We start from the raw sequence: 17369 nt of genomic DNA, 5'->3' as shown, positions 1-17369 counted from the left end.
ACGCGCCCGAACCGCCGCCCCTGCCATGGCGCTCGGACCGACTCGCGACATATCGTGGAACAGCGGTCGCCCGACGGCCGTTCTACAAGTGGGCGGTCCGTCAACGGAGGTGCGAGATGTCGACCCAGACCAAGCTAGTGATCGGCGGCGTCGTCGTCGGCTTCCTGACCTTGTTCGTCTTCCCGTGGTGGCTCAGCGCGCTGATCATCCTCGGCGTCCTCGGCGCGCCGCTCGTCGGGTACATGATGCTCGACCCGTCCCAGCGCAAGCGGGTGCGGTCCCAGGGGCGCAAGCGCCTCGGCAGCTGAGGCCGCGCCCCCACTAGGGTGCGGGTGTGGCGGAGACACGGGTCGGCGTCGTCGGCGCGGGCATCGTCGGGCTGGCGATCGCGCGCGGGCTGGCGCTGGCGCGTCCGGGCCTGAAAGTGACGGTCCTCGACAAGGAGGACCGTGTCGCGGCCCACCAGACGGGCCACAACAGCGGCGTCGCCCACGCGGGCCTCTACTACGCGCCGGGGTCGCTGAAGGCGACCCTGTGCAGGCGCGGGATCGGCCTGCTCAAGGAGTTCTGTGCTGACCGGAACCTGCCGTACGTGGAGTGCGGCAAGCTCGTCGTCGCCCGCGACGCGGCGGAACTCGGCGCCCTGGAGGAGATCGAGCGACGCGCGACGGCCAACGGCGTCCCCGGGCTGCGGCGACTGACCGGCGGCGCGCTCACCGAGATCGAGCCGCACGCGACGGGCGCGGCGGCCCTGCACTCCCCCACCACGGCGATCGTCGACTTCCCGGCCGTGGCCCGCGCCTTCGCGCGGGACGTGGTGGACGCCGGCGGCGAGGTCAGGCTCGGCTTCGAGGTCGTGCGCATCGGCCGGGCGGGCGACCGCGTCACGGCCGCCTCCCCGCACGAGGAGCTGACCTTCGACCGGCTGGTGATCTGCGCGGGCCTCCACTCCGACCGCGTCGCGCGCCTCGCGGGCGACTCCCCCGCTCCGGCGATCATCCCGTTCCGAGGGGAGTACTACCGGCTCGTCCCGTCCCGGACGGATCTCGTGCGCGGCCTCATCTACCCCGTCCCCGACCCGCGCTACCCGTTCCTCGGCGTGCACTTCACCCGGCGCGTCGACGGCGGCGTGGACATCGGCCCGAACGCCGTCCTGGCCCTCGCCAGGGAGGGCTACCGGCGGCGCGACGTCCGCCCGGCGGACCTGTGGGACACGGTCCGCTGGCCCGGCTTCCGCCGCCTGGCACGCCGGCACTGGCGCACAGGCGCCCGGGAACTGTACGGGTCGGCGGTCAAGCGGGCGTTCGTCGCCGAAGCACGCAGCTTCGTCCCCGAACTGACAACGGCCGACGTCGCCCCGGCCCCCGCCGGCGTCCGCGCCCAAGCGGTCGACCCCGACGGCTCCCTCGTGGACGACTTCCGCATCGGCCACCTAGGCCCCATCACCACCATCCGCAACGCCCCCTCCCCAGCCGCCACATCCTCCCTAGCAATAGCGGAGTTGATTGCGTCTCCCCCCTCCTTCGGGCCTTGAAGGCCCGAAGGAGGAGGGAGACGCGGGCGATCGCTGGCATCGCTTCGACTCGCCTGGCGGCTCGCTGCGCGATCAGGTTCTCGCTCCGCTCGAACCTGCCTTCGGACGCGATCGCAACCATTGAGGCTGTTGCGTGGTTGCGGTGGGGCTGAGGTCAGCGCGTTCGAGAGTGGCAGCACTACTCCCAGAGCTTGCGGTCGCGGGCGTGGGGGTCGTGGACGAGTTCGTCGGTGGGGGCGTCGAAGACCATGACCGCGCGGCTCGGCGGGGCGAAAGGCTCCCAGCCGGGGTCGCCGTCGACGGCGAAGCGGGTCCACGCGCGATGCATCCGGTCGGCTAGCGCCTGCGGCGGGTTCGGGCCGGCCAGGCCCTCCGTCCCGGCGGTGAGGTTGTCGAACACGAAGCCGAGCTCCAGCGCGTGGCACGCGCCGAGGTCGTGGTTCGGCGACCGCCACGCGAACTCGTACATCCAGGTGCGGCCGCCGGAGTCGGCGTGCCCGGCGGCGGCGCGGTGCGCGGGGATGCGGAACAGGCTGTCGGTGATGATCGCCGCGAGCAGCTCGCCGGACGCCATGTCCGGGTGGTGGGCGCGGTAGGCGGCGGGCAGCCCCGGCGGGACGCCCATGCCCGCGGCGACGGCGCCGACCAGTTCGTCGTTGAGGCCGGCGGCGATCCCGGTGGGCATCAGGAAGAGCCGGAACTCCTCGGTGGTGTAGCCGATGAGCAGGTCCACGTCCCGTCCGGCGCCGGCGGCGATGGCGTCCTCGGGGCGCCGCCTGATCAGCTCGCCGTCCAGCACCGGGGTCAGCGCCATGCCGCCCGCGGCGGTGGTGGCGCCCCAGCGGCCGGGGTCGGGCAGCGCCGCGACCTCGGCGGCGACGGCGTTCTGGACGGGAATGACCGCGGCCGGGTCGAGCGCGGCGAACGCGTCGGCGGTGGGCTCGACGCCGAGCCGCGCCGCCATCTCCTTGGTGACGAGGAGGGCGTCGGCCGGGGCCTGGGCGATGCTGCCCGCGCCGCTCTGCGCGACGGCGCGGTGGAAGAGGCCGAGGTCGAGGGAGAGCAGCGTGGTGACGCTCATCGCGCCCGCCGACTCGCCGAACACGGTCACCCGGGCGGGGTCGCCGCCGAACGCGGCGATGTTGTCGCGGACCCACTCCAGCGCGGCGATCTGGTCGAGCAGCCCGCGGTTGGGCGGGGCGCCGGGCAGGTGCGCGAAGCCCTCGACGCCGAGCCGGTAGTTGATCGTCACGCAGACGACGCCGTCGCGGGCGAAGTTGCGGCCGCTGTAGATGGGGACGGCGCCCGACCCGTTCCGGAACGCGCCGCCGTGGATCCACACCATCACCGGGAGGCCCGGTCCGGGGCCGTCCGGGAGCCGGGGAGTCCACACGTTCAGGTTGAGGCAGTCGTCGCCCGGGATCTCGGGATCGGGCAGGAGCGCGGCGAACACCTTGGGGTAGCCGGGCTTGGGCGCGGTCGGCCCGTACTCGACGGCGTCGCGGACACCGTCCCAAGGCTCGGGCGGACGCGGCGCCTGAAAGCGGTTCGCCCCGAACGGCGGCGCGGCGTAAGGAATGCCGAGGAAGGCGGTGACGCCGTCCTGCGCCAGCCCGCGGACCTTCCCATGGGACGTCTGTACGACCGCCACCATGCCGCACCTCCGCTTCTAGAACGAAATTCGACAACCAGAGCGTACGGGACACACCCCAACCGCGAAACGCTCAGCCTCCCCCAGGAGCAGCATCCGCGGTGAGCTACCTCAGGCCCCACCGCACCACGCGACAACCTCAAGGGTTGCGATCGCGTCCGAAGGCAGGTTCGAGCTTGCGAGAACCTGATCGCGCAGCGAGCCGCCAGGCGAGACGGAGCGATGCCAGCGATCGCCCGCTTTTATCGACGATGGAGGGCCGCCAGGCCCGAAGGAGGAGATAGAAGCAATTACAACAGGCGCGTCAGGTAGTCGCGGGCGAAGGTGCGGATGGCGTTTTCGTCTTCCAGGGCCAGGCCGCCGCCTGGGATGAGGAGCAGCGAGACGGCGAGGCGCAGGAGGACCTCGGCCACGGTGTCGTGGTCTTCGGCGCCGTCGGGGCGGGCGCGGCGCAGGCGGTCGGCGAGGATGTCGCGGGCCGCGAGCATCACCGCGCCGCCGTTCATGCTGAGCTGCGGCAGGAACGCCTCGGGTTCGCTCTGCAGGACGCGCGTCATCAGCGGGTGGGTGCGGGCGCTGCGCAGGCCGACCACGAAGCCCTCGACGACGGCGTCCTCCGGGGACGGCAGGTCGTCGGTGGCCTCGGCGATCGCGGTGAGGAAGCGGCGGCACTCCCGCAGGATCACGGCCTGGAGCAGCTGCTCCTTGTTGGTGAACCGCCGGTAGATGGTGGTGCGCGCGACCCCGGCCCGCTTGGCGACGTCCTCGACGCTGACCCGGCGCAGCCCGTAGGTCTCGAACTCCGCGAGCGCGGCGTCCAGGATGCGGGTGTCGAGATCGTCGGCACCTGCGTCCGGCGCCGCCAGCCGGTCCCGCAACTCCTGGGCGATGGTCGCGTCCGTGGTCATATCCGCACCCTAGCCGCCGGGCACCCGGCTCCCCGCCACCGGGTGCGACACAGTTACAATAATCGTTGTTCTGTAGTTCTGTTCCGACCCCCGGCGGTGCACATGACGGACGAGGCCGACGCGCGGACCCCGGCCCCCCTCGGGCCCGGCTCGCTGACCTGGCGGTACTTCGGCGACACCCGGATGATCCTCGTCGGGCCCCGGGCGGGGGTGCTGCAGAACATGCTCCCCGCGCTCGGCCAGGGCGTCCTGGACCACTCGGTGTTCTTCGCCGAGACGTTCGCGCGGGTCAAGCGGTCCGCCGGCCCGATCCTGGACACCGTGTACGGCGGGGAGCGGTCCGCCGCGACGGGCCGCAGGGTCCGCGACTACCACCGCGAGATCAAGGGCGAGATGCCGGACGGCTCCCGCTACCACGCGCTCGATCCCGAGACCTACTACTGGGCGCACGCGACGTTCCTCGACAACATGCTGTACGGGGTCGAGACCTTCATCCGGCCGCTCGGCGAGGACGACAAGCGCCGGATCTACGAGGAGTCCAAGACCTGGTTCCGGATGTACGGGGTCAGCGACCGGGCCATGCCGGACGACTGGGAGGCGTTCCAGGCGTACTGGAAGAGGATGCTGGACGAGGAGATCGTCGCGCACCGGACCGCCCGGTACGGCGTCGGCTACGTGACCAAGGGGCTGCCCGCGCCGCGGAAGGTGCCGGCGCCGGTGTGGCGGGCGGTGTCGCCGCCGCTGAACGCCGTCGCGCGGTTCATCACGGTCGGCGGCATGCACCCGCGCATGCGCGAGCTGCTCGACCTGCCGTGGAGCGCCGCCGACGAGCGCCGCCACCGGCGGTTCGCGGCGGCCGTCCGCGCGGCGGGACGGGTGTGGCCACTGCTGCCCGAGGCCGTCCGCTACCTGCCGCCGGCCCGCCGCGCCTTCCGCAGAGCGCGGCGGACCGGAGCGGCCTAGGAGCCGGAGCGGATGCGTGCGTCGTAGCCCTTGCGCGCTTCGGGGTCGTACTCCAGGAAGATCTTGTCGAGGCCGAGGCGGCGGGAGGTCGCCTGCCGGACCCGCTCGGGCAGCAGCGCGCCGAGCCGGACCTGCGTGCCGAGCTTCTTCGGCACGACGGCCTGCGGGCGGGGCCTGCCGACCAGGGCGACGACGGCCGCGGCGATGTCCTCGGGCTCGCAGTTCTTCTGCCCCTTGGGGCTGCGCGTCCCGGCGGTCAGCTCGGTGTTGGTGAAGGTGGGCAGGACGGCGCTGACGTGCACGCCCCGGTCGGCCACCTCCAGCCGGGTCGCCTCGGTGAACCCGACGACGGCGGCCTTGCTGGCGTTGTAGAGCGCGAGGCCGGGGGTGAACATGACGCCGGCGAGCGAGGCGATGTTGATGACGTGGCCCCGGCCGCGCGGCAGCATCCGGTCGAGGGCGAGCTTGGTGCCGAGCATCACGCCGTGCACGTTGATGTCGATGCAGCGGCGGGCGTCGGCGTCGCTCTCGTCGGTGACGGGCCCGATCGGCATGATCCCGGCGTTGTTGACGACGACGTCGAGGGGCCCGGCGGCCTTCTCGGCCTCGTCGAGGAAGGCGGTGAACGACTCGCGGGACGTGACGTCCAGGACCAGGCCGGTGACGCCGAGCGAGCCGGCGGCCTCCTTGACGGCGGTCTCGTCGATGTCGCCGATGACGACGGTGGCGCCCTTGGCCTTGAGGGCGCGGGCGGTGGCGAGGCCGATCCCTCTCGCGGCCCCGGTGATGGCGACGACCTTGCTCATGTTCACTGCTCCAGTCGGTCGAGGCGGACGGGGAGCCCGTCCTTGGGTGAGGGAAGGGACGTGTGGTCCAGGGGCCATTCGTACCGGGCGGGCACGCTCCAGCGGTACCGCAGGAGCATCTGGTGCAGGATCGTCTTGACCTGCATCCCGGCGAAGTGGAGCCCGATGCACTTGTGCGCGCCGCCCCCGAACGGCGCCCACGCGTACTTGTGGACCTTGTCCTCGCGGCGCTCCGGGGAGAACCGGCCGGGGTCGAACTCGTCGGGATCGGTCCACCAGTCGGCCATGTGGTGGTTGCTGAGCATCGGCACCACGACGGTCGTCCCGGCGGGGACGTGGAAGCCGAGGATGGAGGTGTCCTTGACGACCTTGCGCGGCAGCGCCGGGACGGGCGTGACGAGGCGCATCGACTCCTTCATGACCATGTCGATGCCGGTGAAGGCGTCCAGGTCGTCGAAGCCGGGCCGCTCCTTGCCGAGCCCGAGCGACTGCTCGCGGAGCCGCTCCTGCCATTCGGGGTATTTGGCCAGGTAGTAGGCCATCGTCGTCAGCGTGATGGTGGTGGTGTCGTGCGCCGCCATCAACGCGAAGATCATGTGGTTGACGACGTCCTCGTCGGTGAACCGCTCGCCGTCGTCGGTCTCGGCCTGGCAGAGCGCCGAGAACAGGTCGCCGCCGTCGCCCTCGCGCTTGGCGGGAAGGTGCCGGTAGAAGAACTCCTCCAGGACCTTGCGCGCCTGGAGGCCCTTGTGCCAGCGCAGGCCGGGCACCGGGAAGCGGACGTAGGCCGTCCCCGCCCGGACGGCGTCGATGAACGCGCCGTTGACCCGCGCGCGTTCGGCGTCGTCCAGCTCGACGCCCATGAAGACGTCCACCGCGAGGTCGAGCGTGAGCTTCTTGATGTGGTCGTAGACCTTGAAGCCCTGCCCGGGCTCCCACGACTCGACGCCCTTGACGATGCCGGGCGCCATCGCGTCCATGTAGGAGCGCAGCCGGGGGCGGGTGAACGCCTGCTGCATGATGCGGCGGTGGTGCAGGTGCTCCTCGAAGTCGAGGAGCATGATGCCGCGGTGGAAGAACGGGCCGATGAAGTAGCTCCACGCGGGCCCGTTCGCGAACGCCTTGTCCCGGTTGACCAGGACGACCTCGGCGGCCTCGGGGCCGTGGACGGTGACCATCCGCTGGCCGAGCAGCCATCCCCAGGCGACCGGGCCGTACTCGGCGTACCGCTTGCGGGCCATCCCGATCGGGTCGCGCATCACCGCGAGCGTGCTGCCGATGTAGGGGACGCCGGGCACGCCGGGCACCGGTTTCAGCTCGCTGCCCTGCGGCGGCGGCGCGAGAACGCTCGTCATGACCCCTCCGGACGCGTGCAACAAATGCGCGAAATCTGTCGCTTTGTTCTAACGCAACGGCCGCCCGTAAGTCCAGACTTATCCGCGGTGACTTGGGCGTCAGCGGGCCTCGCGGGCGGGCGGCGCCTTGAGGAGCCGCCGCCGCGCCGCGTCGGTCAGCGGCCGGTACGCGCCCGCCTTGTCCCGGTAGAAGGCGCGCCCGTCGCCCGCGGCGGGGACGCCCTCGTCCCGCAGCGGCGCCGTCCGCAGCCGCCGTCCCGCGGTGACGGGGATCTCGTCCACGATCCGCACGATCGCGGGCCGCAGCCCCGGCTCCACCCGCAGCAGCGCCTCCGACAGGTCCACCGGCTTGACGGCGTCCTCCGCCTGGCCCTTGCTCCGCAGGCTCACGGCGGCGGCGGCCAGTTCGGTGTCGCCCACCGGGATCCCGTAGACGGCCACGGCGTCGACGTAGGGCAGGTCACCGAGCGCGTCCCGGATCGGGCCGGGCGGGACGATGCCGTCGGCCGTGCGGATCAGCTCGGTGTCCCGCCCGACGAGCCAGAAGTCGCCGCCGTCGTCCCGGCGGAACAGGTCCCCGGTGATCGTCCAGGCGTCCTCGGGCCGGAACACCCCCCGCACCGGGCGGGCCGCCGACCCGATCGCCGACAGCCGCACCCGGGCGAGCAGCATGCCGATCTCGCCGGGCTCGCACGCGACGGCGAACCCGTCCGGCCCCTCGGCGAGCCGCCCGCACTCCAGGTCGTAGCGGGCCAGGCGCACCTCGGCGCTGCCCGGCAGCGGCCGCCCGAGCGATCCGGGCTTCTTGCCGCTCAGGTTGACCAGCACCGACTCGCCCTCGGTGGAGGCGTAGAACTCCAGGACCCGCGCGGGCGCGAACCGCTCCTCGACCCGCCGCCACAGGTTGCGCGGCATGCCCGACCCGATGAACAGCCGGACGGCGTGGTGCCGCTCGGCCGGGTCCGGCGGGGCGTTCACCAGCTCGCGCAGCAGCGTCCAGGTGTAGGAGGCGACCGTCACGCCGTAGCGCCGCGCCTCGTCCCAGAACGTCTCCGGGTCGTACTCCTGCTGGGGGGCCGACCCCCCAGACCCCCCGGGACCTCTGTGAGCACTCGCCAGCGCCAGCCGCGCCCCACCGGCCACGGCTCCCCCGAGGCTCATCAGCAGAGCGGACGGATGCTGGAGCGGCGTAAGGCTGTAGACGGTGTCGGACGAGGACAGCGAGGCGGACGACGCCGTCCCGAACGCCGACAGGGCCCACCGCCGGTTGGTGATGCGGCTGGCGCGCAGCTGGTCCCCGTCACCGCGGAAGACCACGAACGCCAGGTCTCCGGCCCGCCCCGGGTTGGGCCGGTACCAGCCGGGCGGCTCGACCCGGTCCGGGTCGATGGCCTCCATGTCCATCAGCGGGCCGCGCTCGCCGCGTCCCGCCCCGCCCAGCAGGAAGCCGGACACGCCCTCCAGCTTCGCGGCGGCCGCGGCGTGCTCGGGGTCGGCGACGACCCGGGTGACCTGGCCGAGCCGGGCCTCGGCGGCCGGGTCGCCGTCGGGCCGCAGCAGCACCGCGACGGCGCCGAGCCGGTTGAGCGCGGCGACGAGCGCGAGCGCCGTCGGACGGGTGCCCATCAGCACGCCGACCGCGTCGCCGCGCCGCACCCCGATGTGGATCAGGCCGCGGACCACGGCGTCGATGCGGCGCTTGGCGGCGTCGTGGGTGTGCCCGCGCCCCTGGTACAGGAAGAAGACCTCATCCGGCCTGCGGCGGGCCTGCTCGTCGAGCAGCAGCCCCATGGACATGCGGGTGTCGGACTGGATGCGCTCCAGCCGGGCCAGGCGCGGCAGGTTCTGCGCGGCCTCCCCGCCGAGCTGGCGGGTCCCGTGCACGGCCCGGGAGGCGGTCCGGTACGCCGACCGGGCGGCGCTCGTGCCGATGCCCATGGCGAGCTGGAGCCCGTACCCGGCGGGGCCGCCCGGCAGCCCGGCGGACGCGGCCTCCTCGTCCCCGGCGACGGGCACGACGATGCCGGGCAGCTCCTGCTCGCCGTCCCGCCAGCGCGCCCACGCGGCGACGGCCGGCCAGGTCCGCGCGATGGCGAGGCTGCCGACGACGAGCCCGAAGTGCCCGGCGCGCAGCGACGCCTCGTACACCTGGGCGCGCGGCGCGGCGCGGCGGATCCCGCGCACCATCGGCGGCGCCGCGATCTCGTCCACCTCCCCGACGAACGTCAGGACGGGGCAGGTGATGTCGGCGAGCGTGACGAGCCGGTCGCCGATGAGGAACCCGCCGGTCAGCATGCGGTTGTGCTGGATGAACTGGCGGATGAACTCCGCCAGCGCGGGCCCGGGCCACGACACCCAGCCCTCCCGCTCCAGGAACCGGCGCTGGCGCTCCCGGGGCGCGAGCCGCTCCCGGTCGTGCAGCTGCAGGATGAAGTCGACCCGCGAGCGCACCGACTTGACGGGGCTGAGGAGCTGGAATCCGAGCCGCGTGACCCATCCCGGGACCGCGAACCCGCCGAGCAGGGCGTCGGGTATGCGCTCGACGCCTTCGGACGCGAGCCAGCTCGGCAGCCCGAACGGCAGCCCGACGCTGGTGTCGGCGGGGCTCCCGAACGTCACCACGGACGCGATGCCCTCGCTGCGCCGGTACGCGGCGGCCTGGTAGACGAACATGCCGCCCTGCGAGTACCCGGCGAGGTGGACGTCGCGCCCGGTGGCCTCGCGGATCCGGTCCACCGCGTCGCTGACGGCCAGCACGTGGTCGCTGACCGTCCGCTCCAGCCCGCCGGGCTCGCGCTCGGGCGCTCCGAAGTCCACCACCCACGGGTCGACGCCGAGGTCGCGCAGCACGCGCACCGCGCTGACCCGCGAGGAGATGTCGTACACCTCCGCGGTGATCATCAGCGGCGGGACGAGCAGCACGACCGGCCCGCCGCCCTCGCCCGGGAAGTAGTGCCGCAGCCTGTAGACGCGCTGCTCGGTCACCACTTCGCAGGGCGAGGCGTCCTCGTCGGTGTCGAACCCCCCGAAGCGGGCGACCTCCAGGGCGTTCTGGGCGGTCGAGCCAAGGCGGGAACCCAGGCGAAGGAGCGTCTTGGCAACAGGCGGCATCATGGCCCTCTCACAGAGTCAACGCCATGTTGTCCTGTTATCACCGGGTTAAGCAATCACGAGATGATCCGCGCGCCTTCCAGGTGGCCGCCCTGCAGCCTTTCCCACATGTACCTGCGGCGGGGCTTGCCGCTGGAGGTGCGCTGGATCAGCCCGGCGCCGACGACGATCGTCAGTTCGACGTCGTCGCCGAGCCGCCGCCGCAGCATCTCGCGCACCCCGCCGATCCAGGCCTCGTCCTGCGTCTCGGCGAACAGCGCGAGGCCCTTGCGGCCCGCGCCGGGGACGCCGACCACGACGATGCGGCCCTTGCCGAGCCCGCTCGCCTCCGCGATCTTGGATTCGAGGTCCTCGACGTAGACGGAGCGCCCGCGCACCTTGATGCTGTCGCCCATCCGCCCGAGGACGAACAGCTGCCCCTCGTGGAAGAACCCGGCGTCGCCGGTGTAGACCTTCCCGTCCATGAACCGGGTCGACTTGGCCTCGGCCCCCGCGAAGTACCCGGGGCACGCCGACGGTCCCCCCACGACGATCTCGCCGAGGAGCCCGCTCTCCAGCTCGCGCCCCTCGTCGTCGACGATGGTGACGGGCACGTCGTCCTCGGGCGTGCCGCACCCGACGACCCAGCCGGCCTTGGCGCCGAGGGACTCGGCTCCGAGCCGGTGCTGCTCCAGGATCCGGACGGGCCGCCCGAAGGCCAGCGCCTCCGGGTCGGGCCGGATCGCCAGGGGGTGGCGCGGGGCGTCGTCCATGGTGACGAGCAGGGTCGTCTCGGCCATCCCGTAGGCGGGCTTGAACATCGTCCGGGAGAACCCGAACGGCTCCAGGAGCTGCGCGAACACCTCCAGCGCGTGCGGGTCGATGGGCTCGGCGCCGATCAGCGCCATCTTCCACCCGGACACGTCGAGGCCCTCCAGCTGCTCGGGCTTGACGCGCCGCGCGCAGTAGGCGTAGGCGAACGGCGGCGCCGCCGTGTGCGCCGCCTCCGCGAAGCACCGGAGCCACCGTGCCGGGTCGCGGATGAAGTGGTCGGGCCGCATCAGCTTCAGCGTCCCCTGCCGCGCGATGGGCGTGAGGAAGCAGCCGATCAGCCCCATGTCGTGGTAGAGCGGCAGCCAGGAGGCGACCACGTCCCCGTCCTCGTACCCGGCCATCCGCGCGATCAGGTCGCTGTTGGCCTCCAGGTTCTCCCAGGTGACCATGACGCCCCGGGGCGAGCCGCTGGACCCGGACGTGAACTGGAGCAGGGCGAGCTCTCCGGCGGGCCGCACCTCGGCCTCCTCGCCGGCCTGCCGGGGCCGCCACGGCTCCCCGTCCAGCCCGGCCCCGGCCATGGCCCGCCGCGCGTAGTCGGCCAGCCCGTCGGAGGCGACGACGAGCGCCGGCGACGCCTGCCGGAGGATCGCCGCCACGTGCGCGACGTAGTCGTCGCCGTCCTGGAACAGCGGCGGGGTGATCAGGCACACCGTGGCCCCGGCGGCCCAGACCGCGTAGTACGTCTCGACGCAGGTGAAGTCCGTGGGCAGGACCAGGCACACGACGTCGCCCGGCCGGACGCCCTCCTCGATCAGCGCTCCGGCGGTGCGCCGCGCGGCCGAGGCCAGCTCACCGTAGTCGCGGAACTCCCAGCCGCCGTCGTCGGCGGCCAGGTGGATACCGCGTCCGGTGGTCGGCTTGTCCAGCCAGTCGCGCAGCGCAGATGGCATCGTGTCCCCTTCACAGGAAAGGCTCGCGCCCGTACATAACTCGCGGGTAACTTCACCAGGGCGGCGCGACCCCCGTCAACCGGTTCGATCAGTGAAAGAGACCGCCCGGGCCGACACCAGCCGGGCCACGAGGCGCCAGCCGAGCAGCGCCGCGCCCAGGAACACGCAAGCCACGATCACGAACGCGAGGGCGGTCCCCTGCCCGGCCAGGACCCGCAGCAGCATTCCCGCGGTCACGGTCGAGACCCAGACGCCGACGCCGACGGGCCACACCCCTTCGGGCCGCCGCCAGGCCCGAAGGAGTCCCCACCCGACGCCGAGCCCTGCGAGGAACGGCCAGGCTGTGGTGAGGAATCCGCCCAGGCTGGCGGCCTCCTCATGGGAGGCGCGCCCGATGGCGACGAACACGAGCACGCAGAGGACGTCGGCGACCCCACCCAAGACCTTCGGCACCCCTCAAGGCTAAGCGCCCCGCAGGTCAGGTCATGCCGACCTTCGGCGCCGGCGACGCCGCCGCGCCCTCGGGGAGGCTCTCGCCCGGTCCGCCGGAGGGACGGCCGGGAATCGCGAGGGCCGCGACGGCGCCCGCCAGGGTCAGGACGGCCGAGACGGCGACGGCGGCGCGCAGGCCGCCGGCGGTGCCCGCGCCCGACGCCGCGACGCCGACGAGCACGGCCAGGCCGACGCCGACCCCGATCTGCATGGCGGTGTTGGCCATGCCGCCGGCGATGCCCTGTTCGCGGGCGTCCACTCCGGTGGCGGCGGCGGCGAACTGGGTGGGGTAGATCGTGCCCATGCCCATCCCGTACACGGCGATCCCGGCGAGGACGGTGAGGTAGGAGCCGTCGGCCACCATCCCGGCCGCCAGCAGGCCGCTGCCCAGGGCCCCGAGGAGGAGGGCGGTGACGAGGGTGCCGCGGATGCCGATGCGCAGCATCAGCCGCCCGGCGGTGAAGTTCCCGAGAGCGATCACCGCGGACAGGCCGAGGAACGCCAGCCCGGCCCGCAGGGCGGTGTAGCCCAGCACGTCCTGGAAGTACAGGGTGAGGAAGTACACGACGTTCTGCATGGTCGCCCCGAACACGAAGATGATCACGAGGGCGGGGGCCAGGTCGCGGTCGCGCAGCAGGCGCAGCGGCATCAGCGGGCTGCGGCTGCGCGCCTCGACGGCGAGGAAGGCGGCGAGCAGGACGAGCGCGAGCACGGCCCCGGTGAGGAACTTCGGCGACGTCCAGCCCGTCTCGGGGACCTCGGCGATCGAGTACACCAGGAGGGTGGCGCCCGCGGTGCCGGTCAGCACGCCGGGCAGGTCGTAGCCGCGGCCGCGCTCGACGGGCCCGTCCGCCGGCAGCAGCCGGAACGCGGCGGCGGCCGCGGCGACCACCAGCGGCACGTTGACGAGGAACACCGCCTCCCAGCCGAACGCGTGGGTCAGCACGCCGCCGAGGAGCGCTCCGGCGCTGAGCCCTCCGGCGCCGGCCATGGCCCACACCCCGAGCGCCCTGAGCCGGTCGCGTCCCTCCGCGAACATGGTGTTGACCTGCGCCAGGGTGGCGGGGAACACGATCGCGGCGCCGACCCCCTGGATCGCGCGGGCGGCGATCAGCGTGCCCGGGGAGGTGGCGAGGCCGCCGAGCAGGGACGCGCCGCCGAACGCGACCATGCCGAGGACGAACATGCGGCGGCGGCCCAGCAGGTCGCCCGAGCGGCCGCCGAGCAGCAGGAAGCCGCCGAAGAACACGGCGTAGGCGCTGATGACCCATTGGGCCGAGCCCTCGGTGAAGCCGACGTCGCGGACGAGTTCGGGCAGCGCGACGTACACGATCGTGAAGTCGAGCGAGGTGATGAGGCTGGAGAACGCCAGCAGGGCCAGGCTCAATCCCGGCCTGGGCGCGGAACGCATGATGGACCTTCTTCGGTAGGAGGCTCTTGGCCCGACTATGCGGCCGCGCGCTTACCGTTCGCCTTCCCTCCGCCTACCGTCCGCCGCCCGCCGCCGTAGGCGGCGATCACCGCGTTATCGTGGGGCCATGCGTTTCGGGGTGCTCGGACCGCTGGCGGTCTGGACGGCCGACGGCACCCTGGTGGCGGTGCGGGGGCTGAAGGTCCGGACGCTGCTGGCCGACCTGCTCGTCCAGGAGGGGCGGCCGGTGTCGGCGGAGCGGCTGATCGACGATCTGTGGGGGCAGGCGCGCCCCGCGGACGCGGCGGGGGCCCTCCAGGTCAAGGTGTCGCAGTTGCGCCGGGCTCTGGAGGACGCCGAGCCGGGCGGCAGGGCGCTGGTGGCGTTCCAGGCGCCGGGATACCTGCTGCGGGCCGCTCCCGAGCAGGTGGACGCGGGCCGGTTCGCCGCGTTCCTCGCACGGGCCCGGGGCACCGCCGATCCTCGCGCCAGGGCCGCGCTGCTCACCGACGCGCTGGCGCTGTGGCGGGGCCCCGCCTATGCCCCCTTCGCCGACGAGCCGTTCGCGCGGGCCACGATCACTCGCCTCGAAGACCAGCGGCTGACGGCCGTGGAGGATCTCGTCGAGGCCCGGCTCGACCTCGGCGAGCACACCGCGCTGGTGGGTGAGCTGCGCGACCTGGTGGCCCGGCACCCCCTCAGGGAGCGGCTGCGCGCCGCCCAGATGCGCGCCCTCTACCGCGCCGGGCGGCAGAGCGAGGCCCTGGACGGCTTCGCCGAGTTGCGCGACCGCCTGCGCGAGGAGCTGGGCCTGGACCCGGGCCCCGAGCTGGCGGAACTCCAGCGGGCGATCCTCACCCAGGACCCGGATCTGGCGCCGGGACGTCCCCGGACCAATCTGCCCGCGCCGCCCGGCGAGCTGATCGGCCGGGAGGAGGCGGTCGCGGAGGTGCGGGGGCTGCTGGAGGCGTACCGTCTCGTCACCCTGACCGGGCCGGGAGGGGTCGGCAAGACGCGGCTGGCCCTGGAGGTCGCCGCCCGGCTCGTCGACGGGTTCCCCGACGGCGTGTGGGCGGTCGAACTCGGCGGCCACGACCGGCCGGACGCGCCGGCGGAGGCGGTCGCCGCGACCCTGGGCGTCCGCGACGACGCCGTCCAGGACCCTGCGGCGAAGCCCGTCCCGGCCGCCGACCGGGTGGCCCGCGCGCTGCGCGGCAGGCGGCTGCTGCTGGTCCTCGACAACTGCGAGCACCTGATCGGCCCGGCGGCCGAGCTGGCGCACCGGCTGCTGGCGGCGGCGCCGGAGGTGCGGATCCTGACGACGAGCCGGGAGCCTCTCGAAGTGGGCGGGGAGGCGGTCTGGGCGGTGCCGCCGCTGGAGCCGCCGGACGCGGTGCGGGAGACGGCCCCGGCGGCCCTGCGCCGCTCCAGCGCCGTCCGGCTGTTCGTCGCCCGCGCCGCCGCCGCCTCGCCCGGCTTCGCCCTCACCGCCGGCAACGCGGGCGCCGTCGCGGCGATCTGCCGGCGCCTCGACGGCATCCCGCTGGCGCTGGAGCTGGCGGCCACCCGGGTCCGCGCGCTCGGCGCGGACGAGGTGGCGGCCCGGTTGCGGGACCGGTTCCGGCTGCTGTCGGCCGGCCGGCGGGACGTCCCGCGGCGGCAGCGGACGCTGCGCGCGGCGATCGACTGGAGCTGGGACCTCCTGGCCGGGCCCGAGCGCGCCGTGCTGCGGCGGTTGTCGGTGCACGTCGACGGCTGCTCGCTGGAGGCGGCGGAGGCGGTGTGCGCCGGGGACGGGGTGGCGGTCGAGGACGTCGCGGACCTGCTGTCGCGCCTGGTCGACCGTTCCATGGTCGTGGTCGCCGCCGACCCGCGAGGGCACCGCTACCGGCTGCTGGAGTCCGTCGCGGTCTACTGCGCCGAGCGCCTGCGGGAGGCCGGCGAGTCCGAGCGCGCCCGGACCCGGCGCGACGAGTACTACGCCGAGTTCGCCGAACGGGCCGCTGAGCGGCTCCACGGCCCCGACCAGGGGCGGTGGCTGGAGCGCCTCGATCTCGAACACGCCAACCTGCGCGCCGCCGTCGAGAGCTCCGTGCGGCACGACCGCCCGGATCTCGCGCTGCGCCTGGTCAACGCGATGGCCTGGTACTGGTTCCTGCGCGGAAGGCTCGGCGAGGGCCGACGCCTCCTGGACCTGTCGCTCGCCCGGGTCGACACGGCCCCGACGGCCGCGAGGGCAGCGGCCGGGGCCTGGCGGACGGGCATGGAGATGCTCGGCCGCCACGGCGCCGACCGGACGCGGCAGGTCCGCGCGGCCCTGGAGCCGTTCGACCGCCTGGACGATCCGAGCGGCCGGGCCCGGGCGGAGTGGTTCCTCGCCGAGATCCTGCTGGGCGGCGCGGACTCGTCCACCGGCGAACGGCTGGCGCGGCGGGCCCTGGACGCCTTCCGCGAGGCCGGGGACCGCTGGGGCACGGCCGCCACGCTGACCACGCTGGCCCACTACGCGCTGATCCGAGGCGACCTGGCCGTCTGCGCCCGCCACACTGAGCGGGGCGCGGCGCTGTTCGACGCGCTCGGGGACCGCTGGGGCCGGTTGCGGGCGGCCGACCTGCTGGGCAGGCTCGCGGAGATCCGAGGCGACTACGAGGGCGCCGCCGGGTTGCTGCGTGAGGGCCTGCAGCTGGCCGAGACCCTCGGCATCTGGACGCAGGTCTCGTACCTGCTGTCCGGGCTGGGCAGGATCGCGTTGATGACCGGCGACCTGGCCGGTGCGGAGCGGCTGCACGAGAAGGCCATGCGACTGGCGACAGAGCAGAGCAATCGCCCCGGAGAGGTGTTCGCCGAACTCGGCCTGGCGATGGGCGCACGGCGGCAGGGAAGGCTTGACATGGCCGAGGGGCTGCTGCGCGACGCCCTCGACTGGCAGCAGCGCGTCGGCTTCGACCCCGGGGTGGCGCTGACCCTGTCCGAACTGGGCTTCGTAGCCGAGCAACGCGGCGACGCCCGCTCCGCCCGCCAGGCGCACCTGGACGCCCTGACGGTAGCGCGCCGCACAGGCGACCCAAGGGCAACGGCCCTGGCACTGGAAGGCCTAGCCGCCGCGCACACCCTGATGAACGAACACCACCAGGCCGCCCGCCTCCTGGGCGCGGCCACCGCCGCCCGCGAATCAACAGGCGCCCCACTACCAAGCGCCGCCGACACAGACGCGGCCCGCACCATGACCACCCTGCAAAAGGCCCTAGGCGAAGAAACCCTGACCGCCGAACTAAAAAAGGGCCAGACCACCCCGCAACAGCCCTGACCCAAAAAGGCCAACCGGAATTCGAAGGGCGAAGCCCGAGGGGGGTCTAGGGGCGAAGCCCCAGGGGCGGGCGGCGAAGGCTTCGTTGATCTCGGTGATGTCGATGTCGCCCATGGCCATGCCGG

12 protein-coding genes are annotated in these 17369 nt (G+C 73.6%); 4 read left to right on the top strand and 8 right to left on the bottom strand.

Annotated elements, in window-relative coordinates; translation table 11 throughout:
* Positions 1–116 precede the first annotated feature (116 nt).
* On the top strand, positions 117–308 hold the full coding sequence (locus AB0C84_RS10665) for a hypothetical protein (RefSeq protein WP_179833075.1): 192 nt from the start codon (positions 117–119) through the stop codon (positions 306–308).
* 26 nt (positions 309–334) lie between these two features.
* A complete protein-coding gene (lhgO, locus tag AB0C84_RS10660; RefSeq protein ID WP_361063799.1) occupies positions 335–1534 on the top strand; it encodes an L-2-hydroxyglutarate oxidase in 1200 nt (399 codons plus the stop codon).
* A 178-nt stretch (positions 1535–1712) separates the two neighbouring features.
* On the opposite strand, the gene AB0C84_RS10655 is transcribed toward lhgO, so the two are convergent.
* Together AB0C84_RS10655 and AB0C84_RS10650 are read right to left on the bottom strand one after the other, a co-directional pair.
* Positions 1713–3188, bottom strand: a complete 1476-nt coding sequence (locus tag AB0C84_RS10655; protein WP_361063796.1) for a carboxylesterase/lipase family protein — start codon at positions 3186–3188, stop codon at positions 1713–1715.
* 287 nt (positions 3189–3475) lie between these two features.
* Entirely contained in the window at positions 3476–4093 is a 618-nt protein-coding gene (locus AB0C84_RS10650; RefSeq protein ID WP_361063793.1) for a helix-turn-helix domain-containing protein, read from the bottom strand.
* Positions 4094–4195: 102 nt separating this feature from the next.
* On the opposite strand from AB0C84_RS10650, the gene AB0C84_RS10645 reads away from it, so the two are divergent.
* The gene (locus AB0C84_RS10645; protein WP_361063790.1) at positions 4196–5056 is read left to right on the top strand and encodes an oxygenase MpaB family protein; all 861 of its coding nucleotides are present in this window, start codon (positions 4196–4198) and stop codon (positions 5054–5056) included.
* Here AB0C84_RS10645 and AB0C84_RS10640 read toward each other — a convergent pair.
* The 6 genes from AB0C84_RS10640 to AB0C84_RS10615 all read right to left on the bottom strand — a co-directional run bounded on the left by AB0C84_RS10640 (position 5053) and on the right by AB0C84_RS10615 (position 13937).
* Positions 5053–5862 carry an SDR family oxidoreductase gene (locus AB0C84_RS10640; RefSeq protein WP_179843637.1) on the bottom strand — a complete coding sequence of 270 codons (810 nt, stop codon included), beginning with the start codon at positions 5860–5862 and terminating at the stop codon, positions 5053–5055. The genes AB0C84_RS10645 and AB0C84_RS10640 overlap by 4 nt on opposite strands.
* A 2-nt stretch (positions 5863–5864) precedes the next feature.
* Positions 5865–7217 (bottom strand): cytochrome P450, encoded by a 1353-nt coding sequence (locus AB0C84_RS10635; protein ID WP_361063787.1) that lies wholly within the window; start codon positions 7215–7217, stop codon positions 5865–5867.
* A 99-nt stretch (positions 7218–7316) separates the two neighbouring features.
* Complete coding sequence (locus AB0C84_RS10630) at positions 7317–10331, bottom strand: AMP-binding protein (protein WP_361063784.1); 3015 nt, start codon at positions 10329–10331, stop codon at positions 7317–7319.
* A 53-nt stretch (positions 10332–10384) separates the two neighbouring features.
* Positions 10385–12034 (bottom strand): AMP-binding protein, encoded by a 1650-nt coding sequence (locus AB0C84_RS10625; RefSeq protein WP_361063780.1) that lies wholly within the window; start codon positions 12032–12034, stop codon positions 10385–10387.
* Between the two features lie 75 nt (positions 12035–12109).
* Positions 12110–12487, bottom strand: a complete 378-nt coding sequence (locus tag AB0C84_RS10620; RefSeq protein WP_258941455.1) for a DUF3054 domain-containing protein — start codon at positions 12485–12487, stop codon at positions 12110–12112.
* 25 nt (positions 12488–12512) lie between these two features.
* A complete protein-coding gene (locus AB0C84_RS10615) occupies positions 12513–13937 on the bottom strand; it encodes an MFS transporter (protein ID WP_361063776.1) in 1425 nt (474 codons plus the stop codon).
* A 127-nt stretch (positions 13938–14064) separates the two neighbouring features.
* On the opposite strand from AB0C84_RS10615, the gene AB0C84_RS10610 reads away from it, so the two are divergent.
* Positions 14065–17244, top strand: a complete 3180-nt coding sequence (locus AB0C84_RS10610; protein WP_361063774.1) for a BTAD domain-containing putative transcriptional regulator — start codon at positions 14065–14067, stop codon at positions 17242–17244.
* Positions 17245–17369: the final 125 nt, after the last annotated feature.

The sequence above is a fragment of the Actinomadura sp. NPDC048955 genome, assembly GCF_040649435.1.
GTDB lineage: Bacteria > Actinomycetota > Actinomycetes > Streptosporangiales > Streptosporangiaceae > Spirillospora > Spirillospora luteofluorescens.
This window is presented reverse-complemented; position numbering and strand designations above follow the sequence as displayed.